The organism is Desulfitibacter sp. BRH_c19, assembly GCA_001515945.1.
Classification (GTDB): Bacteria; Bacillota; DSM-16504; order Desulfitibacterales; family Desulfitibacteraceae; genus Desulfitibacter.
Genome location: LOER01000036.1, coordinates 32,726 through 55,110 on the forward strand (window position 1 = coordinate 32,726; position 22,385 = coordinate 55,110).

The following is a 22,385-nucleotide window of genomic DNA, read 5'->3' on the forward strand; positions in this document are numbered from 1 at the left end:
GATATTTATGAAATTTTAGCAGACATATTTTTTCCCAGGAAGTGATGATATGATAGTATATGTTTACGACGGTACTTTTCCAGGTTTGTTGACTTCCATCTACGAAGCTTATTATAGGGATGAAAAACCGGAAAGAATATCTAAAACATGGGATTTTCAAAATAATCTATTTTCAAAACCCATTATAATTAATACAGATGATGAAAAAGCAGATAAAGTATATAATGCTATTGGAGAAAAAATATCTTTCAATGCTCTAAAGAACATATATTATGCTTTTCTGGCTGAAATAAAAAATTCTGATACTCTTATTTACAATTATGTTAGACTCGGTTTTAAACTGGGTAAAATCGTAGATGGAAATTATTCAAATGAAACAGTTTTTAAATTTCAAGAGATTTGTAAAAAAGTTGGCAAAGAAAAACATAGAGTACTAGGAATAATGAGATTCCGATTGCTTCAAAAAAAAATCTATTATGGACCTATAGAACCAGATCATAATATTATAGCTTTGTTAGCTCCCCATTTTGCCAAGAGAATGGCAGACCAAGACTGGATTATTCACGATTTGAGGAGAAAAATTGCTATCGTATATAATCAAAGTGAATGGGTAATGACTGATCTTGAAATAAATAATCCTTTATTATTTGATGCAGAAGAAATGATTTATCAAAGTGTATGGAAAAAATATTTTGAAAAAATAGCTATCAAGGAAAGAAAAAATACCAGGTTACAGAAGCAATGTATGCCTTCACGTTATTGGAAGCATCTAGTCGAAATTTATTATTAGTTAGATTATTGTCAATACTAGTTTTTAAGAGGATTATTTCTGAAAGGAGCATCAGAATGAAAAAAAAGACTAATAAATTCACCAAGGAAGCCCTATTCAAATCACGGGACATAAAGCATAGTTATTCCGAAACTTTTGTTAAATCCATGGACCCATGCGCTAAACCAGAAAACCAAACTAAGGACAGATGATAACTTTAAAAACCCTTGCTAAGATGCAGGGGTTTATTAGTTTTTACCTTAAAGAGTTATTATGGTAAAATGAACTAAGAAATAGTGAAGGGTGGTAAATACGATGGTGAAAGTGATGATAGTAGATGATCATGAAGTTGTTCGACTGGGGCTAAAAGGTTTGCTATCAAACCATCCAAACCTTAACGTAATAGGTGAGGCTGCTAGTGTAAAAGAGGCGGTTTCTAAAGCTTTCATTTTAGAGCCAAACATTATTCTATTAGATGTGCGCCTTCCTGATGGGAGTGGTATAGAAGCTTGTAAAGAGGTTAAAAAAATACTTCCGGGTGTAAAAATAATTATTCTTACGTCTTTTCCTGATGATGATGTGGTAATACAATCCATCTTGGCTGGAGCTGAAGGTTTTGTGCTAAAGGAGGTAAAGGGAAACTCCCTTGTAGAAGCCATAGAAAAGGTAGCCAGGGGAGAGACTCTTTTAGACCCAAATGTTACAAACAAAGTATTTAATTATGTAAAAAACAACTTTCCTTTAGATGAAGCTAGTGTGGCTTTAGATAGTTTGACAAAACAGGAATTGAAGGTACTTGAACTCGTATCAGAAGGTAAAACTAATAAAGAAATAGGTAAAGAATTATACCTTAGCGATACGACTGTTCGAAATTACCTTAGTCGAGTTATGAAGAAGTTAGACTTAAGCAATAGAGCTCAAGCTGCAGCTTTTTATGCTAGAGAAGAACAGAAAAAATAAAAAATAGAACTATCATAATTTTAGCCTTCAAATTAAAGACTTGGTCTCTCACCAAGTCTTGTTTAATTTTTTAGGAAGCGCAAAGGGTACATTTGTACCTAATATCCTACCTCAATGACCCAAGGATTTAAGCATAAGGGTATCAAATCTTTATTATTAAGAAAGTTAATTTATTCACTAACAGGGTTATGTAGAAGGGGGAAATTTGATGAACAAGATTAGTCGACGATTTTTTTTGAAAACATCCATCGGAACCGGTGTGGTTTTAACAGTAGGCTCAAAGAATGCTGCAAAATTATTAGCAGCTGATAACCTGAGAGTTGGAATATTATATGATACAGAAAAATGTATAAACTGTCAGCAGTGTGTCAAGGCTTGCAATGAAGAATATAATTTACAGCCGGAAGAAGCTTATCTTGGAGTAAAAGAGTTTAGGGAAGATGGTAAGTATTTCAGAAAAAGAAGTTCATGTATGCATTGCGAGGATGCTGCTTGTGTAACTGCCTGTCCAACAAAAGCTTTATATAAAGGAAATAATGGGCTCACTTATGTGGATAGCAGTAAATGTATTGGTTGCCAGTATTGCAAGAGAGTTTGTCCTTACGAAGCAATTAAGATGAAAAATGGCAGAGTAAGTAAATGTGTTGGTTGTCAATCTTTCGTAGAGGAAGGAAATGTTCCCAGATGTGTAAAGGTCTGTCCTGCTGAAGCTCTCAGCTTTGGCCAATGGGAGGAATTAGGTGAAGTGGGCCTTGAAACTGTAAATAGTTCACAGGGGAAGTTTCCAGAAGCACAGGTATATGGTGGAGATAAGTTTGGGGGACTAGGCCTATTAATCATTATTTATAAAACACCTGAAATCTATGGCTATCCTGCAGATTCAGAGATTAGTGCGATTCTTAGTGGCTGGAAAGAATTACTTCATACAGGAGGACTTGGAGTAACTGCTGCCGTGGCGGGACTGGGAATAATGACCTTTGGAATAGCCAGAAATAACTACAACAAAGAGAAACTTGAGGAGGAAAAAAATGAAAACGAATAAGCAGGAGAAATTATATCTTAGATTTAATAAAACTCAAATATTGATTCATTGGGTCTTTGCTGGTTCCTTTTTTGTCTTAGCTGGATCAGGCTTAATTCTTATTGTACCTGGACTATCAGCATTAGCTGCAAGTGGAGTTAGTGCCATTGCACATAGGGTAGCGGCATCACTTTTTATGTTATCAGTAGTAGCCTATTATATTAAAGAAAGAAATGGCCTTAAACGCCTAGTAAAAGAATCCTTTAGTTATGATAAGGATGATATCATCTGGATTACTAAAATGTTTCAGTATTTCTTAGGTAAAACAAAGACGATGCCACCTTCAGGTAGACTTAATGGTGGGGAAAAGCTTCATCATGCACTTATCGTTATAACTTTCTTTACTATTAGCATATCTGGCTTGACCATCTGGTTTGGAAGCAATATAAGTGCTAGTCTATTTTTAATGATGATTTGGATTCATAATCTGTCTATGTTTTTAATGCTATGTTTAACAGTAGGGCATGTATACTTTACATTTGTCTATGGCGCATTACCACATATGATAACTGGATATACAACTGAATCCTATGCAAAAAAGCATATTAAGTGGTTAAGAGCATTAAAGGAAAATGAAAATAATGCTTAAAATATAACCTAACCATCTCTCTAATCCAAAACCTAACTTGGATAAGCAAAAATCCCCTCAAATGTAGGGGATTTTTGCTGCTTAATCATTAATTATTTCCTTCAATGCATTAATAGTGTACTCAATTTCTTCTAGTGTATTAAACCACCCAAAGCTAAAGCGGACAGTTCCTTCAGGGAATGTTCCCATAGTTTGATGTGCCCACGGTGAACAGTGAAGACCTGAACGAGTCATTATGCCATAGACCTGATCTAAAATGAAGCTAAGCTGACCACCATCAATTTCGTTTATATTTAATGAAACGCAAGGAGTTTGCATTGATAAATCCTTGGCGCCATAAATTTTTATTTCTGGCAGCTGGCTGCATCCATCTAAAAACTTAGAAAGCAAATCTGACTCATGCTTTTTAATTTTATCCAGTCCGATCTTGTTAATAAACTCAATACCTGCTGTTAACCCCATTATACCTGGAGTATTTGGTGTTCCGCTTTCTAATCTATCGGGAAACGCTACTGGTTGTTCTAGAAGGTGAGATTTGCTACCTGTACCACCAAGAATAATGGGCTCTAGTTTATTTGTTTCTTTCATATCTATACATAAGCCACCGATACCTGGAGGGCCAAACAAGCCCTTATGTCCTGTAAAAGCTAAGAAGTTTACTCCTAGTTTTTTCATATCAATAAGTATACTTCCTGCTGTTTGAGCTGTGTCTAATAAGTATAAAAGGCCATGTTGGGTAGCTATTTGCCCAATTTCCTCGGCAGGCTGAAGACCACCAAAGACATTTGACGCATGATTTAAAACTATCAGCTTAGTATTTTTTCTAATAGACTTTCTTATATGATCAGGATTGACGAAACCTTCTTCATTTGCTTGTACTATGGTGTAGTCAATTATTCCAGATTGCTTAAGGGCTTCTAAAGGGCGTGCAACCGAATTGTGTTCCAAGCTAGATGTTATAACGTGATCTCCTTCTTTTAATACACCCCTTATAACTAAATTTATTGCATAGGTTATATTCATAGTAAAAACTACCATTGAAGGATCGTCACAATTAAAAAAATTGCCTATAGTTTCTCTCGCTATTAATAGTTTCCTGCCAGCATCTAACCCTAATCTATAGCCTCCCCTTCCAGGACTTACACCAATTTCACTAAAATATTCATTTATAGCTTTAACTACGGAGGGTGGCTTTGGGTAGCTTGTTGCTGCATTATCAAGATATATCTGTCGCATGATTAGGCCTCCATTAGACTCGTTTAACTAAAGTTAAGAAATTCCATGGTAATAGGAGATAGGGGCTTTTTCTCTAATACTTATGATTTCCATTCCCATTGTATCTATTATTTCAATAGAATTCAATAAAATTCACTAGGGGTCAGGCTTGACAAATTGACATTTCAATAAATGGCAAGTGAATTTACATTTCCTCAGATAAATCATGTTATTGTGGATGTTTCACTTTTAATTATGTTGCCCTTGTGTATTTGTACCTTATTGCTGTATAATATAAATAATTAAATACATTTGAAAATTGGTGCCTATTATAGGTTAAAAGGGAATCAGGAACAAGCCTGAGCGGTCCCGCCACTGTAACCAGCTACAAACCGTGTCATAACCACTGAGAATTCGGGAAGGGATGCGGGGAGGATTATCTGGGAGCCAGGAAACCTGCCTGTTTTTAGATTTTGAATGAAAGACCCCTCGAGGAAGGTGTGGTCAAATGTGGCAATTTTTAAGAATTTTTGCTTCTACCTTTTGGGGTAGAAGTTTTTTTATTATTTGGGGACAAATAATCTGAGGACATTCCTCGGCTATAAGACTAGACCAAAAATAGAGGAGTGTCTCCATGCCTTAGATGGTGTGTCCTTATTGGAGGGAGTAAAACATGAATTTTCCACGTTTAATGATTGCAGGAGTCCAAAGTGGAGTTGGCAAGACAACCGTTACTCTTGGATTATTGTCTGCATTAAAAAGAAGAGGCATCAGGGTTCAACCATTTAAGGTAGGTCCTGATTACATAGATACTGGGTTACATTACCACGCAGCTGGGCTTAAAAGTCATAATTTAGATAGCTGGATGGGTTCTGAAGAAGTAGTAAAGAGTATTTTCATTAAGAATGCGCAGGAAGCTGAGTTGGCTATAATAGAAGGTGTAATGGGTTTGTTTGATGGTGCAAAGGGAGAGAGACTTAAGGGTAGTAGTGCTCATGTAGCATTGACTCTAGGGGTACCTGTAGTTCTTGTGGTTAATGTAAAGGGTATGGCCAGAAGCTGTGTGGCACTAGTGAAAGGATATAAAGAGTATGTTCAGGGTTTAAATCTTAAGGGTGTAATACTGAATAATGCAGGTAGTGCTTACTATAAAACAGTATTAACTGCAGCATTACAAGAGGAATTAGGAGTGAAAGTATTAGGGTGCTTGTCTAGAAATAACAAGATAACAATGCCAGAAAGGCACTTAGGATTGCTACCAGCTGAAGAAAATAGTGAACTAAATTATGCTATTAACTTAATGGCAGATTTAGTTGAACAAGAAGTAGATATAGATGGATTACTTGAAATAGCTAAAAATGCTGGGCCTATGGAATTTAAATGGACAGGCCAAAAGTTGTATAAAAATGTTACCATTGGAGTTGCAAAGGATCAAGCTTTTACCTTCTACTATCAGGATAGTCTGGACTATTTGCAGGAGCTTGGGGCAAAGCTTGTATATTTTAGCCCACTAAAGGATAGTTCTATTCCGGATGTAGATGGTCTTTATATTGGTGGTGGTTTTCCAGAAATCTTTATCAAGGAGCTTTCTGAAAATCAAGCAATGATTAATTCATTGCATAATGCAGACAAGAGATCTCTTCCCATCTTTGCGGAGTGTGGTGGCTTCATGTATCTCACAAAAAAGGTTGTAGACTTTGAGGGTAATAGCTGGCCAGGGGTTGGTCTTATACCAGCGCAAGTGAAAATGACAAATAGATTGGCTGCTCTTGGGTATGTGAAAGCAACAGCTCTGAAAAAGTCTATTTTTGCAGAGGTTGGAGATGAAGTAAAAGGGCATGAATTCCATTACTCAGCCATGTCGGGTATAGGTGAGGGAGATAGTGCTTTTTCATTAGTGGGAGGTAAGGGTGCTGACTTGAGAAGAGATGGTTATGCTAAGGAAAATCTTATGGCATCATATGTTCATCTGCACCTCAGATCTAACCCCAAGATAGCCTTGAACTTTATAAATATCTGTTGGGAATATAAGGAAAGAAGACACATCCCTTGTAAAGCAGGGGAATGTCCCCAAACTTAAGAAAGAGGAGTGTACCTAGTGACCAATAACAATAAAGCTAAAAAACTCCGTTCCGGATACACTACAGGAACTTGTGCTGCAGCTGCAACTAAGGCAGCTCTAGAAATCTTACTAGAATATGAAAAACAAAACTCTCTCATCCAGCTTCCTGAGTCCAGCCCTTTAAAAGAAGTTTCAGTTGATTTGCCAAAGGGTGGCAGTATAACAGTTCCTATAAAGAGTGTAGTTGTTGACGGTAATCTGATAATAGCTGAGGTTATAAAGGACGCTGGGGATGATCCTGATATAACCCATGGAGCAAGTATTTATGCTTCTGTAGAGGTTCTAAATACAAATCATGAGATAGTTATCCTAGGAGGTAAAGGCGTTGGTAGGGTGACAAAGCCAGGACTTTCAGTACCCGTTGGTGAAGCAGCTATTAACCCTGTGCCAATGAAGATGATAGTTTCCGAAATTAAAAAAATCCTTCCCCCGCAAAAAGGGTTGAAGGTTACCATATCTGTTCCAGAGGGAGAAAAACTAGCCAAAAAGACACTAAACCCCAGGCTTGGCATTGTTGGAGGAATATCCATCCTTGGAACTTCTGGAATTGTAAGGCCAATGTCTGAGGAAGCATACGTAGATTCTTTGATACCACAGATTGACCAAGCTGTAGCTCTTGGACATAACTTTATCGTTCTAACACCTGGAGGCATGGGTGAGAAAAAGGCTATGGAGCTAGGAATGCCAAAGGATGCAGTTGTCCAAACAAGTAATTTCATAGGTGCAATGCTTGAGGAAAGTGCTAAAAGAAATATTAAGGGGATACTCCTGTTTGGACATGTTGGAAAGATTATTAAGATAGCTGGAGGTATCTTTCATACCCATAGTAAAATAGCCGATGGTCGCAGAGAAATATTAGCTGCTCATTCTGCTATGGTGGGTGCATCACCAACTATTATTCAAGAAATAATGGAATTAAACACAATGGATGCATCAGTAGAGCTGATGAAGAAATATGGTTTGCGAAATGTTTACAATACCATTGCAAAATGGGCAAGCAAACGCTCCATAGAAATGTTAGGAGAAGAAATAAGAATTGGTACAGTAATGTATTCCCTAGATGGGGAGATAATTGGTTATGATGAAGAAGCTTTGAAACTGGGGAGGGAACTTGGTTGGCAGGTATAGTAAAAGTAGTAGGGACAGGTCCTGGAGATGAGAATTACATTACACCCATTGGTCTTGAGACTATTAAGCTGGCGGAGATTTTGGTTGGAGGGCAACGTCTTCTAGACACCTTTGCTAATGATGGTCAAGAGCAGTTTCCGGTAGACAAAGACCTGAAAAAAGCAATTGAATATATTAATGAAAAAAGATACTCAAAAAATATTGTAGTACTGGTTTCTGGAGACACGGGTATCTATAGCCTTGCTAATTATTTAACAAAACATATAGATCCTGATGACCTAGAGTTTATTCCTGGAATTAGTTCAATTCAACTGATGTTTGCCAGAATAAAAAAACCTTGGAATGAAGCCCAGATACTCAGTATGCATGGTCGCACCTTAGATATAGTTGTGGAAGTAGTAAAGCAATCTAAAATGACTGCCTTACTTACGGGAAGTCCTTGGACACCACAAAAGATTGCTGACTACTTGATTTCGGAAGGGGTGCTAGATATGAAAGTTATTGTTGGAAAGGACTTATCCTATCCATGGGAAATATTAATAGATACAACATTACAGGAGCTTGCTAAAGTTGAAGAAGACTATAGTAATAGTGTGATGGTGATTCTAAATGAATAAGTGGAGCTATGTAACACCTGGCATTCCTGATGAGGAATTTATAAGGGATGACGGTGTTCCAATGACAAAAAATGAAATAAGGGTATTATCACTTGCAAAGTTGCGCCTTTTCCCAGATGCAGTAGTTTATGATGTGGGAGCAGGTAGCGGTTCTGTGGCTGTAGAATGTAAAATACTAGTTCCTGAGGGTAAGGTTTATGCAATAGAAAAAAATCCCCAGGGGATAAGCTTGATTAAGGAAAACAGTAAGAGGTTTGGTGTAGATATTGATATTATTGAAGGCTATGCTCCACAGGCAATGGCAGAATTGCCTGAAGCAGATAGAATCTTTATAGGTGGTAGTGGAGGAAAGCTGGAGGATATTTTAGAAATGTGTGATAAGAAGCTAAAAACTGGAGGATGGGTAGTGGTCAATTCTGTTACATTGAGTACTGGTCCAGATACTTTTAAAATCTTAAAAGAAAAAAATTATTCTTTAGAGGCAGTACAGGTCAATATTGCTGTAACAAGACAGATGGGAAATGCCCAGCTCTGGCAAGCAAGAAATCCTGTGACTATAATTGCTGCACAAAAAAGGGGGTAGTAAATTGGCATTAGGTAAGTTTTATGGAATTGGAGTTGGCCCTGGAGATCCAGAACTATTGACATTAAAGGCTAAAAGGGTCCTAGGAGAAATTGATGTGCTTTTAATTCCAAAATCAAAAAAGGAAAAAAGAAGCCTAGCTTTATCTATAGCTTCTGAACTTGTAAATAAAGAATGTGAGACTGTTGATCTAATATTACCAATGATTACAGATCAGGAGGATTTAAAAAGACATTGGAAACAGGCTGCTGAGCAGGTAGTTGAGGTAATGAAAGAGGGTAAGGATACAGCTTTTATTACCTTAGGTGATCCAACCATTTACAGTACCTTTACTTATTTATTAAAGTATGTGAAGCAACTAAGTTCAGAAGCAGAAATAGAAATCATTCCTGGAATTAGCTCGATAAATTCTATATCTGCCTGGATTGGTCAACCTCTCGCTGAAGGAGAGGAGAGTCTTATTATCATACCAGCTCTAAATGATAAAGAGAAGCTTGAAAAAATAATAGATGAATTTGATAATATTGTACTTCTAAAAGCGGGGAATCAGGCGGATAAAGTAGTTGATATATTAGAGGAGAAGGGCATACTTGACAAAGGCTTTTATGCTAGTCGTTGTGGTTTCCCAGATGGGTTTTATACAAATAATCTAAAGGAAATACGCAATAAAAAGTTTGATTACCTTTCCACCATGATAATTAAAAAGAAGCTAGGAGATGATGAAAAGTGATTTTCTTTGTAGGGGCAGGTTCAGGAGATCCTGAGCTGATTACTCTAAAAGGCTATAAACTGCTTCAAGAAGCAGATCTTGTGGTATGGGCAGGATCTCTAGTAAATGAAAAAATCCTAGATTATACAAAAGAGGATGCAAGGTTAGTCAATAGTGCCCATATAGATTTAGAAGAGATTGTTGAAACAATGGCTGAGGCCTATAATAAAGGACAAAAAGTAGTAAGGCTGCATACTGGCGACCCAAGTCTTTTCGGAGCGATAGGGGAGCAGATGGAATTGTTGGAACAAAGGGGAATTCCTTTTAAAACAATTCCTGGGGTAAGTTCCTTTTTAGCGGCAGCGGCAAGTGTGAAGAAAGAGTATACCATTCCTGATGGAACTCAAACAGTAATTATTACTCGTTTAGAGGGTAGAACGCCAGTACCAGCCAAAGAAAACCTTGCTGGTTTAGCAGCCCATGGTTCATCAATGGCAATTTTCCTTTCAGTAGGAATGATAGATAAGGTTGTTGAGCAGTTGTTAGAAGGTTATTCACCAGACACACCTGCTGCAGTAGTTGAAAAAGCATCCTGGCCAGAGGAGCGGGTTTTAAAGGGCACCCTTGCAAACCTAGCTCAAATCACAAAAGATGCAGGTATTACTAAAACTGCACTTATTCTGGTAGGTAACTTCTTAAAGGATACAGGGAAATCCAAATTATATGATAGGGAATTTACCCATGAATACCGGGAAGGAAAGTAACTGCACCGCAATACTATGCTTAACTGAAAAGGGTGCACAGCTAGCAACTAGATTAGGTGAGATCCTTGATGGAAATTCAGTACTTTACATTCCAAAAAGGCTTAAGGATTTAAATTGCAGAGATTACGAAAAGCAAATCAGTTATTTTGAAAACTGGCAAGAGATGTTTTCAGGGGTGTTTAGCAGTTATTCTAAAATCATATGTATAATGGCAACAGGAATAGTAGTCAGAAGCTTATCTCCTTTGATTAACTCTAAATATAGTGACCCTGCAGTAGTAGTTGTAGATGAAAAGGGTGCCTTTGCGATAAGCCTATTGTCAGGCCATGTTGGGGGAGCTAATAGCCTGGCAAAAGAAGTAGCTAGTAAATTAAGTGGTCAAGTAGTTATAACTACTGCTACTGATGTGAGAGAAAAACCTGCTGTAGATGTACTTGCTGCAGAATTAAATGGTTTGGCTCTTCCTAGAGAAAATGTTAAGCTTTTTAACAGACTGCTGGTGGAGGATAAGACGGTATATTTGTCCAGTCCATTTCCAGTAGTTCCAACTATAAAACAAGGATTTGTCTGGCGACAATGGCCTAATTATATTGAACCTGCAATTTTAATTAGTCCATACGTTCAGGAAGTAAAAAGCAAGAAACAAGAAGCGATGGATGTATTACAGATATTACCTCGTAATCTGGTGGTTGGGATAGGGTGTCGTAAAGGGGTAACTCTTGAAGATGTTACCACAGCGTTAATGGAAACACTTAATAAATACTCCTTTGATGAAAGGTGTATAAAATCCTTGGCTACCATAGATTTTAAGGGTGAGGAGGAGGCGCTAAAGCTCCTTTCTAAAAAAATGCAAGTTCCGTTGAATACTGTAACAAAAGATGAGATTAATAGCCTAGAAGGAACTTTTGATCCTTCGGATTGGGTGACAAAACAGATAGGAGTTGGTGGAGTATGCGAACCTGCTGCAAAGCTAGTGGCAAAGAAGGGTCTCACAATTGTTCCGAAACAAAAAGTGGGGCCAGTAACAATAAGTATGGCTGTGGAAAAATCTTGGTGGTTGGACTTGGACCAGGAGATCGAAACCTTATGGCTCCAGCAGCCTTGGAAGCTATAAGAATATCAGATGTAGTAGTAGGCTATAAAACATATTTAGACCTTGTTGAAGATATTATAGTTGATAAGAATGTTGTCAGCTCTGGAATGCGCAAGGAAATAGATAGGGCTAATGTGGCTATAGAACTTGCAGAACAAGGTAAGATAGTTTCTGTGATTAGTAGTGGAGATCCTGGAGTTTACGGTATGGCTGGAATTGTATTAGAATTAGCTAAAGATAGGGTTCATGTGGAGGTAATTCCTGGCGTAACAGCAGCTACTGCGGCTGCAGCAGCCTTAGGAGCACCCTTAATGCATGATTTTGCTGTAATCAGTTTAAGTGATTTATTAACTCCCTGGGTGAAGATTATGAATAGATTAGAAGCTGCAGGCTTGGGAGACTTTTCAGTTGTATTATACAATCCTAAAAGTAAGGGTAGACAAACACATATTGAGACAGCAAGAGAGATATTATTATGGCATAAGGACCCTGAGACACCTGTAGGTATAGTGCGCTGTGCTAAACGTGGAGAACAAAGTGTTGTTATTACAACATTAAAGAATATGCTTAAGGAAGAAATAGATATGTTGACTACAATAATAGTGGGCAATACTCAAACTAAGGTAGAGAACGGAAAAATGATCACTCCCAGAGGTTATCAGGTATGATTTTTGTTTTGGCAGGAACTTCAGAAGCTAAGGAAACAATCAAATTATTAAGAGATAGGAGTTTCCAAGTATCTGCTTCAGTAGTGAGCAACTATGGTTATGAGTTGTTAGCCAATAACGGTGTAAAACACTTAAAACAAGGATCTTTTAATAAAGAGGAACTGATAAAATGTCTTAAGGAAATGAATACATTATATCTAGTAGATGCTACCCATCCCTTTGCCAAACAGATTAGTGCATTGGCAATGGAAGTAGCTGCTGAGCTTAAAATTAATTATATTAGGCTAGAAAGACAAAGCTGTGAACTTCCTGATAATCCACTAATTAAAAAGGTGACAACCCTTGAAGAGATAGAGAAGTATCTTTTTAAAGGTCAAAAAGTTTTTAGCACCCTTGGTAGTAACAATTTAGCTGAAATAGTTTCATTAGTTAAGCGGGTTGGTGCTAACCTCACAGCAAGGGTTCTGCCAGTAAGCAAATCAATTAAAGCTTGTGAAGACCTTGGATTAAAACCTGAGAACATAATTGCTCTCAAAGGACCTTTTTCAAAGGAATTAAATACGATTCTTTTTAAACAATTTGGAGCTCAATTAATTCTGACCAAGGAAAGTGGGAATATTGGGGGTTTCTCAGAGAAAATTGCAGCGGCAATTGAGTTGAGTATTCCAGTAGTGGTTTTATGTAGACCAGTACTAAATTACCCCCTACTGGTGAATTCACCCCAAGAGGTCTTGGAGTATATAGAGCAAGCATTAGAAAATTAGAAGCTAGAGTATAGAATATTATAATAAAAACAAAGAAGTTAGAAGCTTCCATAATTAACATTCGATATCAAATTTCCGATATCCGACTTCTGACTTCCGAAACGAAGGGTAGGTTTTATGTCATGAAAGAAGGCGTTATTTTATTAGGCCATGGTAGTAGAAGAGAAGAAGCAAACGAAGAAATTCGTAGTATGGCCAAAATGGTACAGGAAGCTGATAAGGAAGGCCTTTATGAGGTAGCTTTTTTGTCCTTTGGTACTCCACATTTAGCAGATGCAGCAGAAGTCTTAATTGAAAAGGGTTGTGAAAAAATAGTTGTTGTGCCAATGTTCCTTGTAACAGGTAATCATATTAACAGAGATATTCCAAGCAGACTTTTGTTACAAAAAACAACATATCCCAATATCAATTTTGTCCTGGCAAAGCATTTTGGGGCACATCCTGGTATTATAAGTATAGTTCAGGAGAGAATTAAAGAAGCTTCCACTTTAATCTAAACAAGAAGAAGGAAAACAGAAAATAGAAAACAGGAAACAGAAAACAGAAGAAAGGTAGTATTGCTTGGTCACCAGAGTTAGCAGCTACTCATTTGTTTGATTCGCTAGCCCTCCAAAACCTTTAGGTAATACAGTAAGTTACCTTGGAGTGCTTTAACGCTTCACAAACTGCATTCGTTGACGCTGCTTTAACTCAAGTGTTCCCAGAGCGATACTGCCATGTTAGCATAATTCATTCTGGCTCCTGAATTCTAACTTCCAGAAAGGGCTGGTGACATTAATTGGAAATAATTTGGAATCCCAAGGAAATTGAAGATAAAAGTATGGGGATAATCGAAGAGTATTTAACAGGTCACAACTTTACTCCTGTTGAGAGAGCTGTTGTGAAAAGGGTTATCCATACCACAGGTGATCCTGCAATAATTAACAATATACAGTTTCATCCTGATTCCACAAGAGTTGGCGTAAAAGCTATCAGAGAAGGTGCAAATATATTTACTGATGTAAATATGCTCAAAGCTGGTATTAACGCCAAGACATTAAATAGCTTTGGTGGTGATACTTTTTGCGGAGTTGCAGACCAGAAAACAATAGAGGGAGCTGGGGAGTGGGGTATTACCAGATCGGCTGCAGCAATGAGGTTGTTTGGAAAAAGACTTAATGGGTCTATCGTCGCCATAGGAAACGCTCCTACAGCTCTTTTTGAGGTGCTCGATTTAATTGAAAAAGGTATTGCGAAACCCGCCTTGATAGTCGGAACCCCTGTTGGTTTTGTGGGAGCAATGGAATCAAAAGAACTAATGATTGAAAAAAATAATGTACCATATATAACTGTACGAGGTACTAGAGGTGGCAGCCCCATAGCAGCATGTATGGTTAATGCACTCATGTATTTTAAGGAGACGGATTAGATGTCAAGGATAGTCATGGTCATTGGCGGCAGTAGTAGTGGTAAAAGTGTTTTTGCAGAGGAGATAGTCCATAGACTGCAAAACACTCAATCCTGTCCTGTTACATATGTTGCGACTGGGACTATTTGGGATGATGAGTTTGCAAAAAGGGTTGAAAAGCACAAGATCAGGAGGCCAAAAAACTGGGGTATTATTGAGGAACCGCGCAATCTACATCAAGCTTTAGTAAATAAGGTAGATGAAGAAGAGTTATTCTTAATAGATGGTATTGGGACATGGGTTACTAATATCATGTATTTTTGTAGCTCAATGGGCAAAGAGGATCCTCAGGAATTCAGCTGGAAGAAAAGCCAAGAAGATGAGTTTAAGGAATTTTTAGGACTCTTTATGGAAGCTTGTAAAAAGTTTAATGGTACGATTATAATGGTTGCAGATGAAGTGGGAATGGATGTTATACCTTACCATAAGGAAGGTAGAGTATTTAGAGATTTAAATGGAATGGCAAACCAGAAACTTGCCAAATGTGCAGATGAAGTATATTTGGTGGTTTGTGGGATACCAATGCAGATCAAGTAGCTAAATAAATTTTTAATCGGATATCTGACTTCTGACCTCTAACATCAGACATCTGCTATAAGGGGGATTTGCTTTGAGAGCTTCAAAGTCGATTATGTTCCAGGGGACATCTTCAAATGTAGGAAAAAGTGTTTTATGTGCGGCCTTCTGTAGAATTTTTTATCAGGACGGATATAGAACTGCTCCATTTAAAGCACAAAATATGGCCTTGAATTCAGCTGTTACTCCTGATGGAGGCGAGATTGGAAGGGCACAGGGAGCTCAAGCTGAAGCTGCTGGAATAAAGCCTACTGTAGATATGAATCCTATTTTAATAAAACCAAAACAAGACATGCATGCACAGATCATTGTTAGGGGAAAGCCTATAGGTGATATGTCAGCTAAGGATTATCGAAATGATTATTTGCCTAAGGCGGAAGGTCTTGTCCTAGAAAGTATAAATAGACTTAAAGATGAGTATGAGGTTTTAGTTATTGAGGGAGCTGGAAGTCCAGCAGAGGTGAATTTAAAGGACAGGGACATTGTGAATATGAAAACAGCAGAACTTGCAGATGCCCCAGTACTTCTTATTGCTGATATTGACAGGGGTGGTGTTTTTGCTTCCTTAATAGGAACCCTAGATCTTTTAGAACCTCATGAAAGGGATAGAGTTAAAGGTTTTGTGATTAATAAATTCCGAGGGGACCTTGATCTTTTAAAGCCTGGCCTTGACTTTTTAGAAGAAAGGACAGGCAAAGAGGTTTTTGGTGTGATACCTTATATGCATGACCATGGAATTGAGGAAGAGGATTCAGTATCTCTATCGGAGTTTAAAACAAAGGGTAGTAAGGATGCACCCATCCAAATTGCAGTTATTCAACTGCCGCGGATCTCAAACTTTACTGATATAAATCCATTTTTAGAATTACCGGATACCAGAATCAGATTTGTTAAAAAAGGTGAAGCAATTGGTGAAGCTGATGTCGTAATAATTCCTGGTACAAAGAACTCTATTTTGGATTTGCTTTACTTAAAAGAACAGGGATATTATGGTGAAATTCTTGAGTTGGCTAATAGAGGAAAATATATAGTTGGGATATGTGGCGGTTATCAGATGCTAGGGCAAGACCTGCTAGATCCAGAAGGTACAGAAGCAGACGTAGGTTCTCTTAAGGGCCTTGGCCTTCTTCAATGTATTACAACTTATGGAACAGAAAAGAATACTCATCAGGTTGAAGCCAAAATCCAAGCATCAGTAGGTGTTTGGGGTGATTTAAAAGGACAAACAATTAAAGGCTATGAAATTCATATGGGTCAGGTTGAAGTGCTTAGTGATGATAGCTGTCTTTTACAAATAGAGGAGCGTTCTGGTAAAAAGGTTCAAATAAGAGATGGCGCTTTTAGTTTAGACGGGAGAGTATTTGGAACTCATATACATGGATTTTTTGACAATCTAAACGTGATGCTAACTTTTACAAATGCTATTCGTAAAGAAAAAGGGTTAAGTTTACTTTATGAAAAAGATTTAGATATTTACCAAAAGGAAAGAAACTATAATAAGGCAGCTGAAATAGTAAGAAAGTCTATTGATATGGAAAAGATCTACAAGATGATGGGACTGGAAACAGGGATCAGAAGTGAGAATTCAGAAGTTCGAGCTCAGAAATAAGGCGTTGCTTTTTGCAGGATGGAGGATGGATGATGGAAATAATAATATTAGTTGCTATTTTACTTGATTTAATAGTAGGTGACCCGAGGTGCTTACCCCATCCTGTTATCTATATAGGAAAAGTAATATCATATGGCGAAAAATTAATACGCAAGATAACCATTACTCCCATAGGATTAAAAATAGCCGGAACTATATTATCTATATCTGTAATATTGGGCACATATTTCCTTTTCCTGGGATTGATATGGTTAGCATTTAAAGTTCACCTTTATTTAGGAATAATACTTAGTATATTTGTTATGAGTCAAACGTTAGCAATTAATAGTTTATATAAGCACTCCCTAGCTGTGGCAAAACCATTAATAGTGGGAGATTTGATAAATGCAAGAAAAGAACTCTCCATGATTGTGGGGAGGGATACGGAAGACATTGGGGAACAGGATATTGTTAGAGGTGTTGTGGAAACAGTATCAGAAAATACAGTAGATGGAATAACAGCACCATTATTCTATGGTTTTATTGGGGGACCTCCCCTGGCAATGGCCTATAAGGCTGTGAACACGCTTGATTCTATGATAGGATATAAGGATGAAAGATACATTAATCTAGGTTGGGCAGGAGCTAGACTGGATGATTTGGCCAATTATGTACCAGCAAGAATTACAGGATTAGTTTATCTGTTGATTTCCTTTTTTACCCCTGGAGGTTTTAAAGGAGTATGGAATACGATAAAGAAGGATGCACCTAAGCACCCCAGTCCTAATAGTGGAATTCCCGAAGCAGCTGTTGCTGGTGCCCTACAAATACAATTAGGAGGGCTTAACTATTATAGGGGAACAGCATCCCATAGAGCCTTAATGGGGCAACCTATCAAGACGTTAGAGATGAAGCATATTCATCATAGTTTATATATTATGCTTGCTGTATCCGGATTGATGTTTATTTTAGGGAGTTTGGGTTCTTTATATGTACGATAAACAGGATTCTTGACTTTAGGTGGAGTTTCCCACAGGATTAGTTCAACTACAGTTCAGGAAAAAGCATCTGAACTAAGTTTCACTGAATTACTCCATCTGAAGGTTATAGAGCGAAACTTCATTTAATCAGCAGATTAAATGTTTAGCTGAGCTAATCCTTTAGGGGAAACCGTTATCCAGGGACATAGCACCGCTTATCTCCCACTTATAGAAGATGGGAGTCTTGGAGTGAAACTTGTCAACTTGTTGACATAACTGAACCCATGCAAGGCTAGCGGTGATAGTCATCGAATAAACGAATACGGGAGACAGAGTTAAGAAGTGTGATTTGAAGATTTCATCTGACTCCTGACTATGTAGTCTGAAAGGAGAACTAATATGATCCAGATATATACTGGAAATGGAAAAGGTAAAACAACTGCATCCTTAGGACTTGCAATGCGGGCAGCAGGTCATGGTTTTAAGGTGAGAATCATTCAATTCATGAAGGGTAGTACCTATAGCGGAGAATTAAACTCTGCTGAAAAGTTAGGTATTGAAGTCTTTCAATTTGGGAGAACCTGCCCCCATGCCGCTGTGATAAAAAGTGGTTTTATGAAATGTCTTAGCTGTGGTGGTTGTTGGATAGGGTTAAAGGAAGTCACAGACATAGATATAAAAAAGATTGATATGGCATGGCAGTTAGCAAAGGATACAGTTACTGAGGGAAAACACGATTTACTGATTCTTGATGAAATATTGAATGGTTTTAAAAAAGATCTTGTTAACTTGGATGACGTAGTCCAGTGGCTCAAACAGGTTCCCGAGGATATTGAAATAGTTTTAACAGGCAGAAATGCACCCCCTGAATTAATTGAATTAGCCCACCTAGTATCTGAGGTAAGGGAGATAAAGCACCCCTACAAGCAAGGCATTGAATCAAGAAGAGGAATTGAGTATTAATGAGTAGTTTTTTACTAGCCTTTAGTTTTTTAACGATTATACCAGCATATGGTAGTAGAGTTGCAGGGGAAAAAGATATGGCAAATTCACTATATTTTTATCCTTTGGTTGGTCTTTTAATAGGGGGATTTTTGGCTTTAATGGCATATGCAAGTGACGTTCTTTCACTCGGACTAGGTGGAGATGCACTTATAGTTGTTATCTGGATAATCTTGACAGGTGGACTCCACATGGATGGTGTGATGGATTCAGCAGATGGATTATTTAGTGGAAGAGACAGGGAAAGAAAACTTGAGATATTGAAAGATAGCAGGGTTGGTGCCATGGGAGTTATTGCCTTAGGCGCAGTATTATTACTTAAATTTTCGTTTTTGGTATCTTTACCTTTTGAGCATAAATTATGGGCCTTGTTTTTAGCACCTGCGGTTGGTAGAACAGCCATGGTTTATTCAGTTTTGTATTTTCCCTATGCACGTTCAAAACCGGGACTTGGAAAATGCTTTGGTGAAAATGTTGGCAGGAAAAAATTCTATGGAGCAGCGGCTATTACTTTGGTAGCGGCATTTATGGTTGCTGGAAGCACAGGTGTGACATTGGTACTGACGTCTCTTTTAATAGCTGCAATTATTGCTAAATGGTTTGCATGGATTTTAGGAGGACAGACTGGGGATACATATGGAGCGCTGTGCGAGGTCTTGGAAACCATATTTTTAATATTAATAGTAATAGTCATAGGAGTGGCGGGATTTTATGGATCATAAAAATAAAAATATAGACAAGGGTAAACCTGTCCATGGAGGCAATGTATGGGCAGCATCACAAAGATGGGGAATTGCTCCCGAGAACTTTTTAGACTTTAGTGCAAATATTAATCTATTAGGACCTTCTCCAAAGGCAATTGAAGTAATTCAAGACAGCTTAGGAGTCTTAAGCCATTATCCTGAGCCTACAGGTGAAAGCTTTAAAATCTGCTTGAGTAAATTTTTTAATATTAATTCAGAAAACATAGTCTTAGGCAATGGTGGAGCAGAGCTAATATATTTAGTTGGAAGAATTTTTTATAAAAAAAGGATATTACTCCTAGCCCCCACTTTTTCTGAATATGGAGAAGGTATTGAAAATCCTAATATTATTTATATTGGGTTGGATTCGAAAGATTCATTTATGTTGCCAACTAATGAAATAATTCATAATATGGAAAAGAATGATTTGATATTCATTGGAAACCCTAATAACCCCACGGGCGGCATTTTTCCAAAAGAGGAAATCAAAAAGATACTAGAAACTGCAGTAGAAAAGAGTGCAGTAGTTATTATTGACGAAGCCTTCATAGATTTTTTAGGTGACGAGTCGTATTCGGTTAGATATTGGGTAAATGATTATCCAAATTTAATAGTTGTAGGTTCATTGACAAAATTCTTTGCAATACCATCGTTACGTCTTGGATATGCAATAGCCGCAAGAGATACCGCTTTAAGGATGGAATACCTCTTACCTACATGGCGAATTAATACATTTGCTCTAAAAGCTGGGGAAGCTTCTATTAATGACAAAGAGTATATTCAAAAGACACTAAACTTTGTCAAAGAAGAAAGAGAATTTCTTACCAAGGGGTTAACTTCCATTAAAGGGCTTAAAGTTTATCCAGGAGCAGCAAACTACATTTTGGTTGATGGAGAAAGCCTTGGGTTAACTAGCGGAGAGCTGCAAGAAAGGCTTGGACCCTATGGTATTTTAATAAGAAAATGTGCTTCCTATTATAATCTTAGCCCATATTATTTTAGGTTAGGCGTGAAAAAAAGGGAAGAGAATATAAAATTATTAGAAACATTGAAGAAAGTAGCTGATATATAGTGAAAATTATTTTAGTTAGGCACGGACAGACTGAGTGGAATCTTTTACAAAAATATCAGGGACAAACGGACATACCATTAACTGACTTAGGAAGAAAACAGGCTCAAGCTGCAGGAGAGTATCTTGCTAATATCGAGAAAATAGAAGCATTATATTGTAGTGATTTGTCCCGTACAAAAGAAACAGCAGAAATAATTGGGAACAGTATAAATTTAAATCCAAAATCTGATTCACGCCTTAGGGAGCTTTGCTTTGGACTTTGGGAAGGACTAACATTTACTGAGGTATATGAAAAATATCCTAAAGAATTTGATAACTGGTACAATGATACCCATAAAACAAAAGTTCCGGAAGGAGAGTCCTTTGAACAATTAATAGAAAGGGCTATGGAAACTCTTACAGAAATATTGGAAAGGCATACTGGGACAGTAGTAGTAGTCACTCATGGTGGAGTTATCAAGGGCGTACTATCACAAAGTGTAGACAAAAATGACATGTGGCAAACAGGAGTTGACCCTGGTTCAATAACTATCCTAGAAGCAACTGGGGATAAGATGCAACCTATTAAAATAGGATTAGTACCATAATCCATATTTCGGACATTGACAATTTCTATCAACTGGCTATAATTAAGTATACAAAGAAGTTAAATAATCAATAAGCGGAAATAGCTCAGCGGTAGAGTATTGGCTTCCCAAGCCGAGGGTCGCGGGTTCGAATCCCGTTTTCCGCTCCAATCTTTAAAAGCTTTAGAGTTCTTATAATAAGGACTCTTTTTTTGATTCATTAAACACACCACGTTAAGCCTTCTTACTATCCTTGTAAAATGACCAATTCGACATTATATGACAATATATGTCAAGGAAATGCACTATTTTTATTGAACTTGCAATTATGACGCTACAATAGAAAAGTTAAGTGTAAATACTAAAGATTTTATTATTGATAATATATTTAGTGATGAAGACAATTGGTATGATATTGGAAATAGAGATATAGACAACTTTTATACTATTTTTATAAAAGAAATTGATAGCTCTAAAGATAATAACTTTAGCATTAACTATCGGAGCGTTATAACAGATATACTTGATAAAAGCAACTTATCAGCACTTTTATTTGAGATTGAGCAGCTTAAAGGTGATAGTACAAATATATTGCAAATAAACTATCCGATGAAAGCTTCAACAAGCGGAGGTCATGTACTAAAAAAGGATATGGGAAAGAATGATGAAGATGGAGCTATCATAAAAGTTTAGATCTTTTACAAAAAACTTCCGTTAGACCGTTATAGTGTACTTTACCACATTTTGCCCCTAACCCGGCAGGCATATTTGTTGATCAATTTGCAAGTTGTTGGGATTGATGCCCAAGTTCAATTCCAATAGACTTTCTACAGAGGTGCCTACCTCCTGAGCAATACTGAAAAGGGTATCTCCTGCACTCACAACCCAGAATATTCCTGAAGGACAGGGCGTTGGACTGGGTATACAGATCGACTGTCCAACCCTTAGGTTTTGCGGATTAATATTTGGGTTGAGTTCCAGAATGGCATCTACTGTACTGTTTATTTGCAGGGCGATTTTAAATATAGTATCACCTTCTCTAACCCTCCAGAAGCGGTCAGTAGGGCAAGGTGTGACCTGCCTGTTTTGCATTGGACTTACCTCCTTTTCAAATATGTTACCTATAATAGAATATGCTGATAACCTTTTGGTTGACAATAATCAAGTAGGCTGGATTAAAGGAATGTAAAACTATGCAATAAAGAAAGAGCCAATGGAAAATATTTTTTAGGAATATTTGGAGATAATTATTCCTATTTTTTCTTCTGGCTATTTCGCCCATAAGCTTACATTAAGATAGATGTTCCCCAGGTTATAGGGTTTACATTATACTCATGTTGTCACAATAC

At 37.4% G+C, this 22,385-nt stretch carries 24 protein-coding genes, 1 tRNA gene and 1 other annotated feature; of the genes, 23 read left to right on the forward strand and 2 right to left on the reverse strand.

All coding sequences use genetic code 11. The features are described 5' to 3' along the window. The first annotated feature begins 49 nt into the window (after positions 1 to 49). The 4 genes from APF76_00400 (at position 50) to APF76_00415 (ending at position 3,399) form a co-directional block, all read left to right on the forward strand. Positions 50 to 790 carry a hypothetical protein gene (locus APF76_00400; GenBank protein KUO49742.1) on the forward strand — a complete coding sequence of 247 codons (741 nt, stop codon included), beginning with the start codon at positions 50 to 52 and terminating at the stop codon, positions 788 to 790. A 294-nt stretch (positions 791 to 1,084) separates the two neighbouring features. Next, entirely contained in the window at positions 1,085 to 1,729 is a 645-nt protein-coding gene (locus APF76_00405; protein ID KUO49743.1) for a hypothetical protein, read from the forward strand. A gap of 208 nt (positions 1,730 to 1,937) precedes the next feature. Further along, a complete protein-coding gene (locus APF76_00410; protein ID KUO49744.1) occupies positions 1,938 to 2,771 on the forward strand; it encodes a hypothetical protein in 834 nt (277 codons plus the stop codon). Next, positions 2,758 to 3,399, forward strand: a complete 642-nt coding sequence (locus APF76_00415; GenBank protein KUO49745.1) for a hypothetical protein — start codon at positions 2,758 to 2,760, stop codon at positions 3,397 to 3,399. The genes APF76_00410 and APF76_00415 overlap by 14 nt, the downstream gene beginning before the upstream one ends. An 81-nt stretch (positions 3,400 to 3,480) precedes the next feature. On the opposite strand, the gene APF76_00420 is transcribed toward APF76_00415, so the two are convergent. Further along, a complete protein-coding gene (locus APF76_00420) occupies positions 3,481 to 4,635 on the reverse strand; it encodes a cysteine desulfurase (protein KUO49746.1) in 1,155 nt (384 codons plus the stop codon). 282 nt (positions 4,636 to 4,917) lie between these two features. Continuing rightward, positions 4,918 to 5,093: a binding site (cobalamin riboswitch), on the forward strand. Between the two features lie 194 nt (positions 5,094 to 5,287). Here APF76_00420 and APF76_00425 point away from each other — a divergent pair. The 19 genes from APF76_00425 (at position 5,288) to APF76_00515 (ending at position 21,206) form a co-directional block, all read left to right on the forward strand. Continuing rightward, positions 5,288 to 6,694 (forward strand): cobyrinic acid a,c-diamide synthase, encoded by a 1,407-nt coding sequence (locus APF76_00425; GenBank protein ID KUO49747.1) that lies wholly within the window; start codon positions 5,288 to 5,290, stop codon positions 6,692 to 6,694. 18 nt (positions 6,695 to 6,712) lie between these two features. Further along, positions 6,713 to 7,864, forward strand: coding sequence for a cobalt-precorrin-6A synthase (locus tag APF76_00430; GenBank protein ID KUO49748.1), 1,152 nt, complete (start codon positions 6,713 to 6,715; stop codon positions 7,862 to 7,864). After that, the gene (locus tag APF76_00435; GenBank protein KUO49749.1) at positions 7,852 to 8,481 is read left to right on the forward strand and encodes a hypothetical protein; all 630 of its coding nucleotides are present in this window, start codon (positions 7,852 to 7,854) and stop codon (positions 8,479 to 8,481) included. Before APF76_00430 ends, APF76_00435 begins: the two co-directional genes overlap by 13 nt. Next, positions 8,474 to 9,064 (forward strand): hypothetical protein, encoded by a 591-nt coding sequence (locus APF76_00440; protein ID KUO49750.1) that lies wholly within the window; start codon positions 8,474 to 8,476, stop codon positions 9,062 to 9,064. The genes APF76_00435 and APF76_00440 overlap by 8 nt, the downstream gene beginning before the upstream one ends. A 4-nt stretch (positions 9,065 to 9,068) precedes the next feature. Then, positions 9,069 to 9,794 carry a precorrin-2 C20-methyltransferase gene (locus APF76_00445; GenBank protein KUO49751.1) on the forward strand — a complete coding sequence of 242 codons (726 nt, stop codon included), beginning with the start codon at positions 9,069 to 9,071 and terminating at the stop codon, positions 9,792 to 9,794. Next, positions 9,791 to 10,537 carry a cobalt-precorrin-4 C(11)-methyltransferase gene (cbiF, locus tag APF76_00450; protein ID KUO49752.1) on the forward strand — a complete coding sequence of 249 codons (747 nt, stop codon included), beginning with the start codon at positions 9,791 to 9,793 and terminating at the stop codon, positions 10,535 to 10,537. Before APF76_00445 ends, cbiF begins: the two co-directional genes overlap by 4 nt. Further along, positions 10,515 to 11,651, forward strand: coding sequence for a hypothetical protein (locus APF76_00455; protein KUO49753.1), 1,137 nt, complete (start codon positions 10,515 to 10,517; stop codon positions 11,649 to 11,651). Before cbiF ends, APF76_00455 begins: the two co-directional genes overlap by 23 nt. Next, the gene (cbiH, locus tag APF76_00460) at positions 11,588 to 12,298 is read left to right on the forward strand and encodes a cobalt-precorrin-3B C(17)-methyltransferase (GenBank protein ID KUO49754.1); all 711 of its coding nucleotides are present in this window, start codon (positions 11,588 to 11,590) and stop codon (positions 12,296 to 12,298) included. The genes APF76_00455 and cbiH overlap by 64 nt, the downstream gene beginning before the upstream one ends. Next, positions 12,295 to 13,062, forward strand: coding sequence for a hypothetical protein (locus APF76_00465; protein ID KUO49755.1), 768 nt, complete (start codon positions 12,295 to 12,297; stop codon positions 13,060 to 13,062). Before cbiH ends, APF76_00465 begins: the two co-directional genes overlap by 4 nt. A 122-nt stretch (positions 13,063 to 13,184) precedes the next feature. After that, complete coding sequence (locus APF76_00470; GenBank protein ID KUO49756.1) at positions 13,185 to 13,559, forward strand: hypothetical protein; 375 nt, start codon at positions 13,185 to 13,187, stop codon at positions 13,557 to 13,559. A 323-nt stretch (positions 13,560 to 13,882) separates the two neighbouring features. After that, complete coding sequence (locus APF76_00475; GenBank protein ID KUO49880.1) at positions 13,883 to 14,470, forward strand: hypothetical protein; 588 nt, start codon at positions 13,883 to 13,885, stop codon at positions 14,468 to 14,470. Next, positions 14,471 to 15,046 (forward strand): hypothetical protein, encoded by a 576-nt coding sequence (locus APF76_00480; GenBank protein ID KUO49757.1) that lies wholly within the window; start codon positions 14,471 to 14,473, stop codon positions 15,044 to 15,046. It begins immediately after the preceding gene. A gap of 94 nt (positions 15,047 to 15,140) precedes the next feature. Next, complete coding sequence (locus APF76_00485; protein KUO49881.1) at positions 15,141 to 16,694, forward strand: cobalamin biosynthesis protein CobQ; 1,554 nt, start codon at positions 15,141 to 15,143, stop codon at positions 16,692 to 16,694. A 32-nt stretch (positions 16,695 to 16,726) separates the two neighbouring features. Then, positions 16,727 to 17,674 carry a cobalamin biosynthesis protein gene (locus tag APF76_00490; GenBank protein KUO49758.1) on the forward strand — a complete coding sequence of 316 codons (948 nt, stop codon included), beginning with the start codon at positions 16,727 to 16,729 and terminating at the stop codon, positions 17,672 to 17,674. Positions 17,675 to 18,052: 378 nt separating this feature from the next. Then, the gene (locus APF76_00495; GenBank protein KUO49759.1) at positions 18,053 to 18,616 is read left to right on the forward strand and encodes a hypothetical protein; all 564 of its coding nucleotides are present in this window, start codon (positions 18,053 to 18,055) and stop codon (positions 18,614 to 18,616) included. Continuing rightward, entirely contained in the window at positions 18,616 to 19,377 is a 762-nt protein-coding gene (locus APF76_00500; GenBank protein KUO49760.1) for a hypothetical protein, read from the forward strand. The genes APF76_00495 and APF76_00500 overlap by 1 nt, the downstream gene beginning before the upstream one ends. Next, entirely contained in the window at positions 19,367 to 20,470 is a 1,104-nt protein-coding gene (locus APF76_00505; protein KUO49761.1) for a hypothetical protein, read from the forward strand. Before APF76_00500 ends, APF76_00505 begins: the two co-directional genes overlap by 11 nt. Then, positions 20,470 to 21,057 (forward strand): hypothetical protein, encoded by a 588-nt coding sequence (locus tag APF76_00510; protein KUO49762.1) that lies wholly within the window; start codon positions 20,470 to 20,472, stop codon positions 21,055 to 21,057. Before APF76_00505 ends, APF76_00510 begins: the two co-directional genes overlap by 1 nt. A gap of 74 nt (positions 21,058 to 21,131) precedes the next feature. Continuing rightward, positions 21,132 to 21,206, forward strand: a tRNA-Gly gene (locus APF76_00515). Between the two features lie 580 nt (positions 21,207 to 21,786). On the opposite strand, the gene APF76_00520 is transcribed toward APF76_00515, so the two are convergent. Further along, entirely contained in the window at positions 21,787 to 22,128 is a 342-nt protein-coding gene (locus tag APF76_00520; protein KUO49763.1) for a peptidoglycan-binding protein, read from the reverse strand. Positions 22,129 to 22,385: the final 257 nt, after the last annotated feature.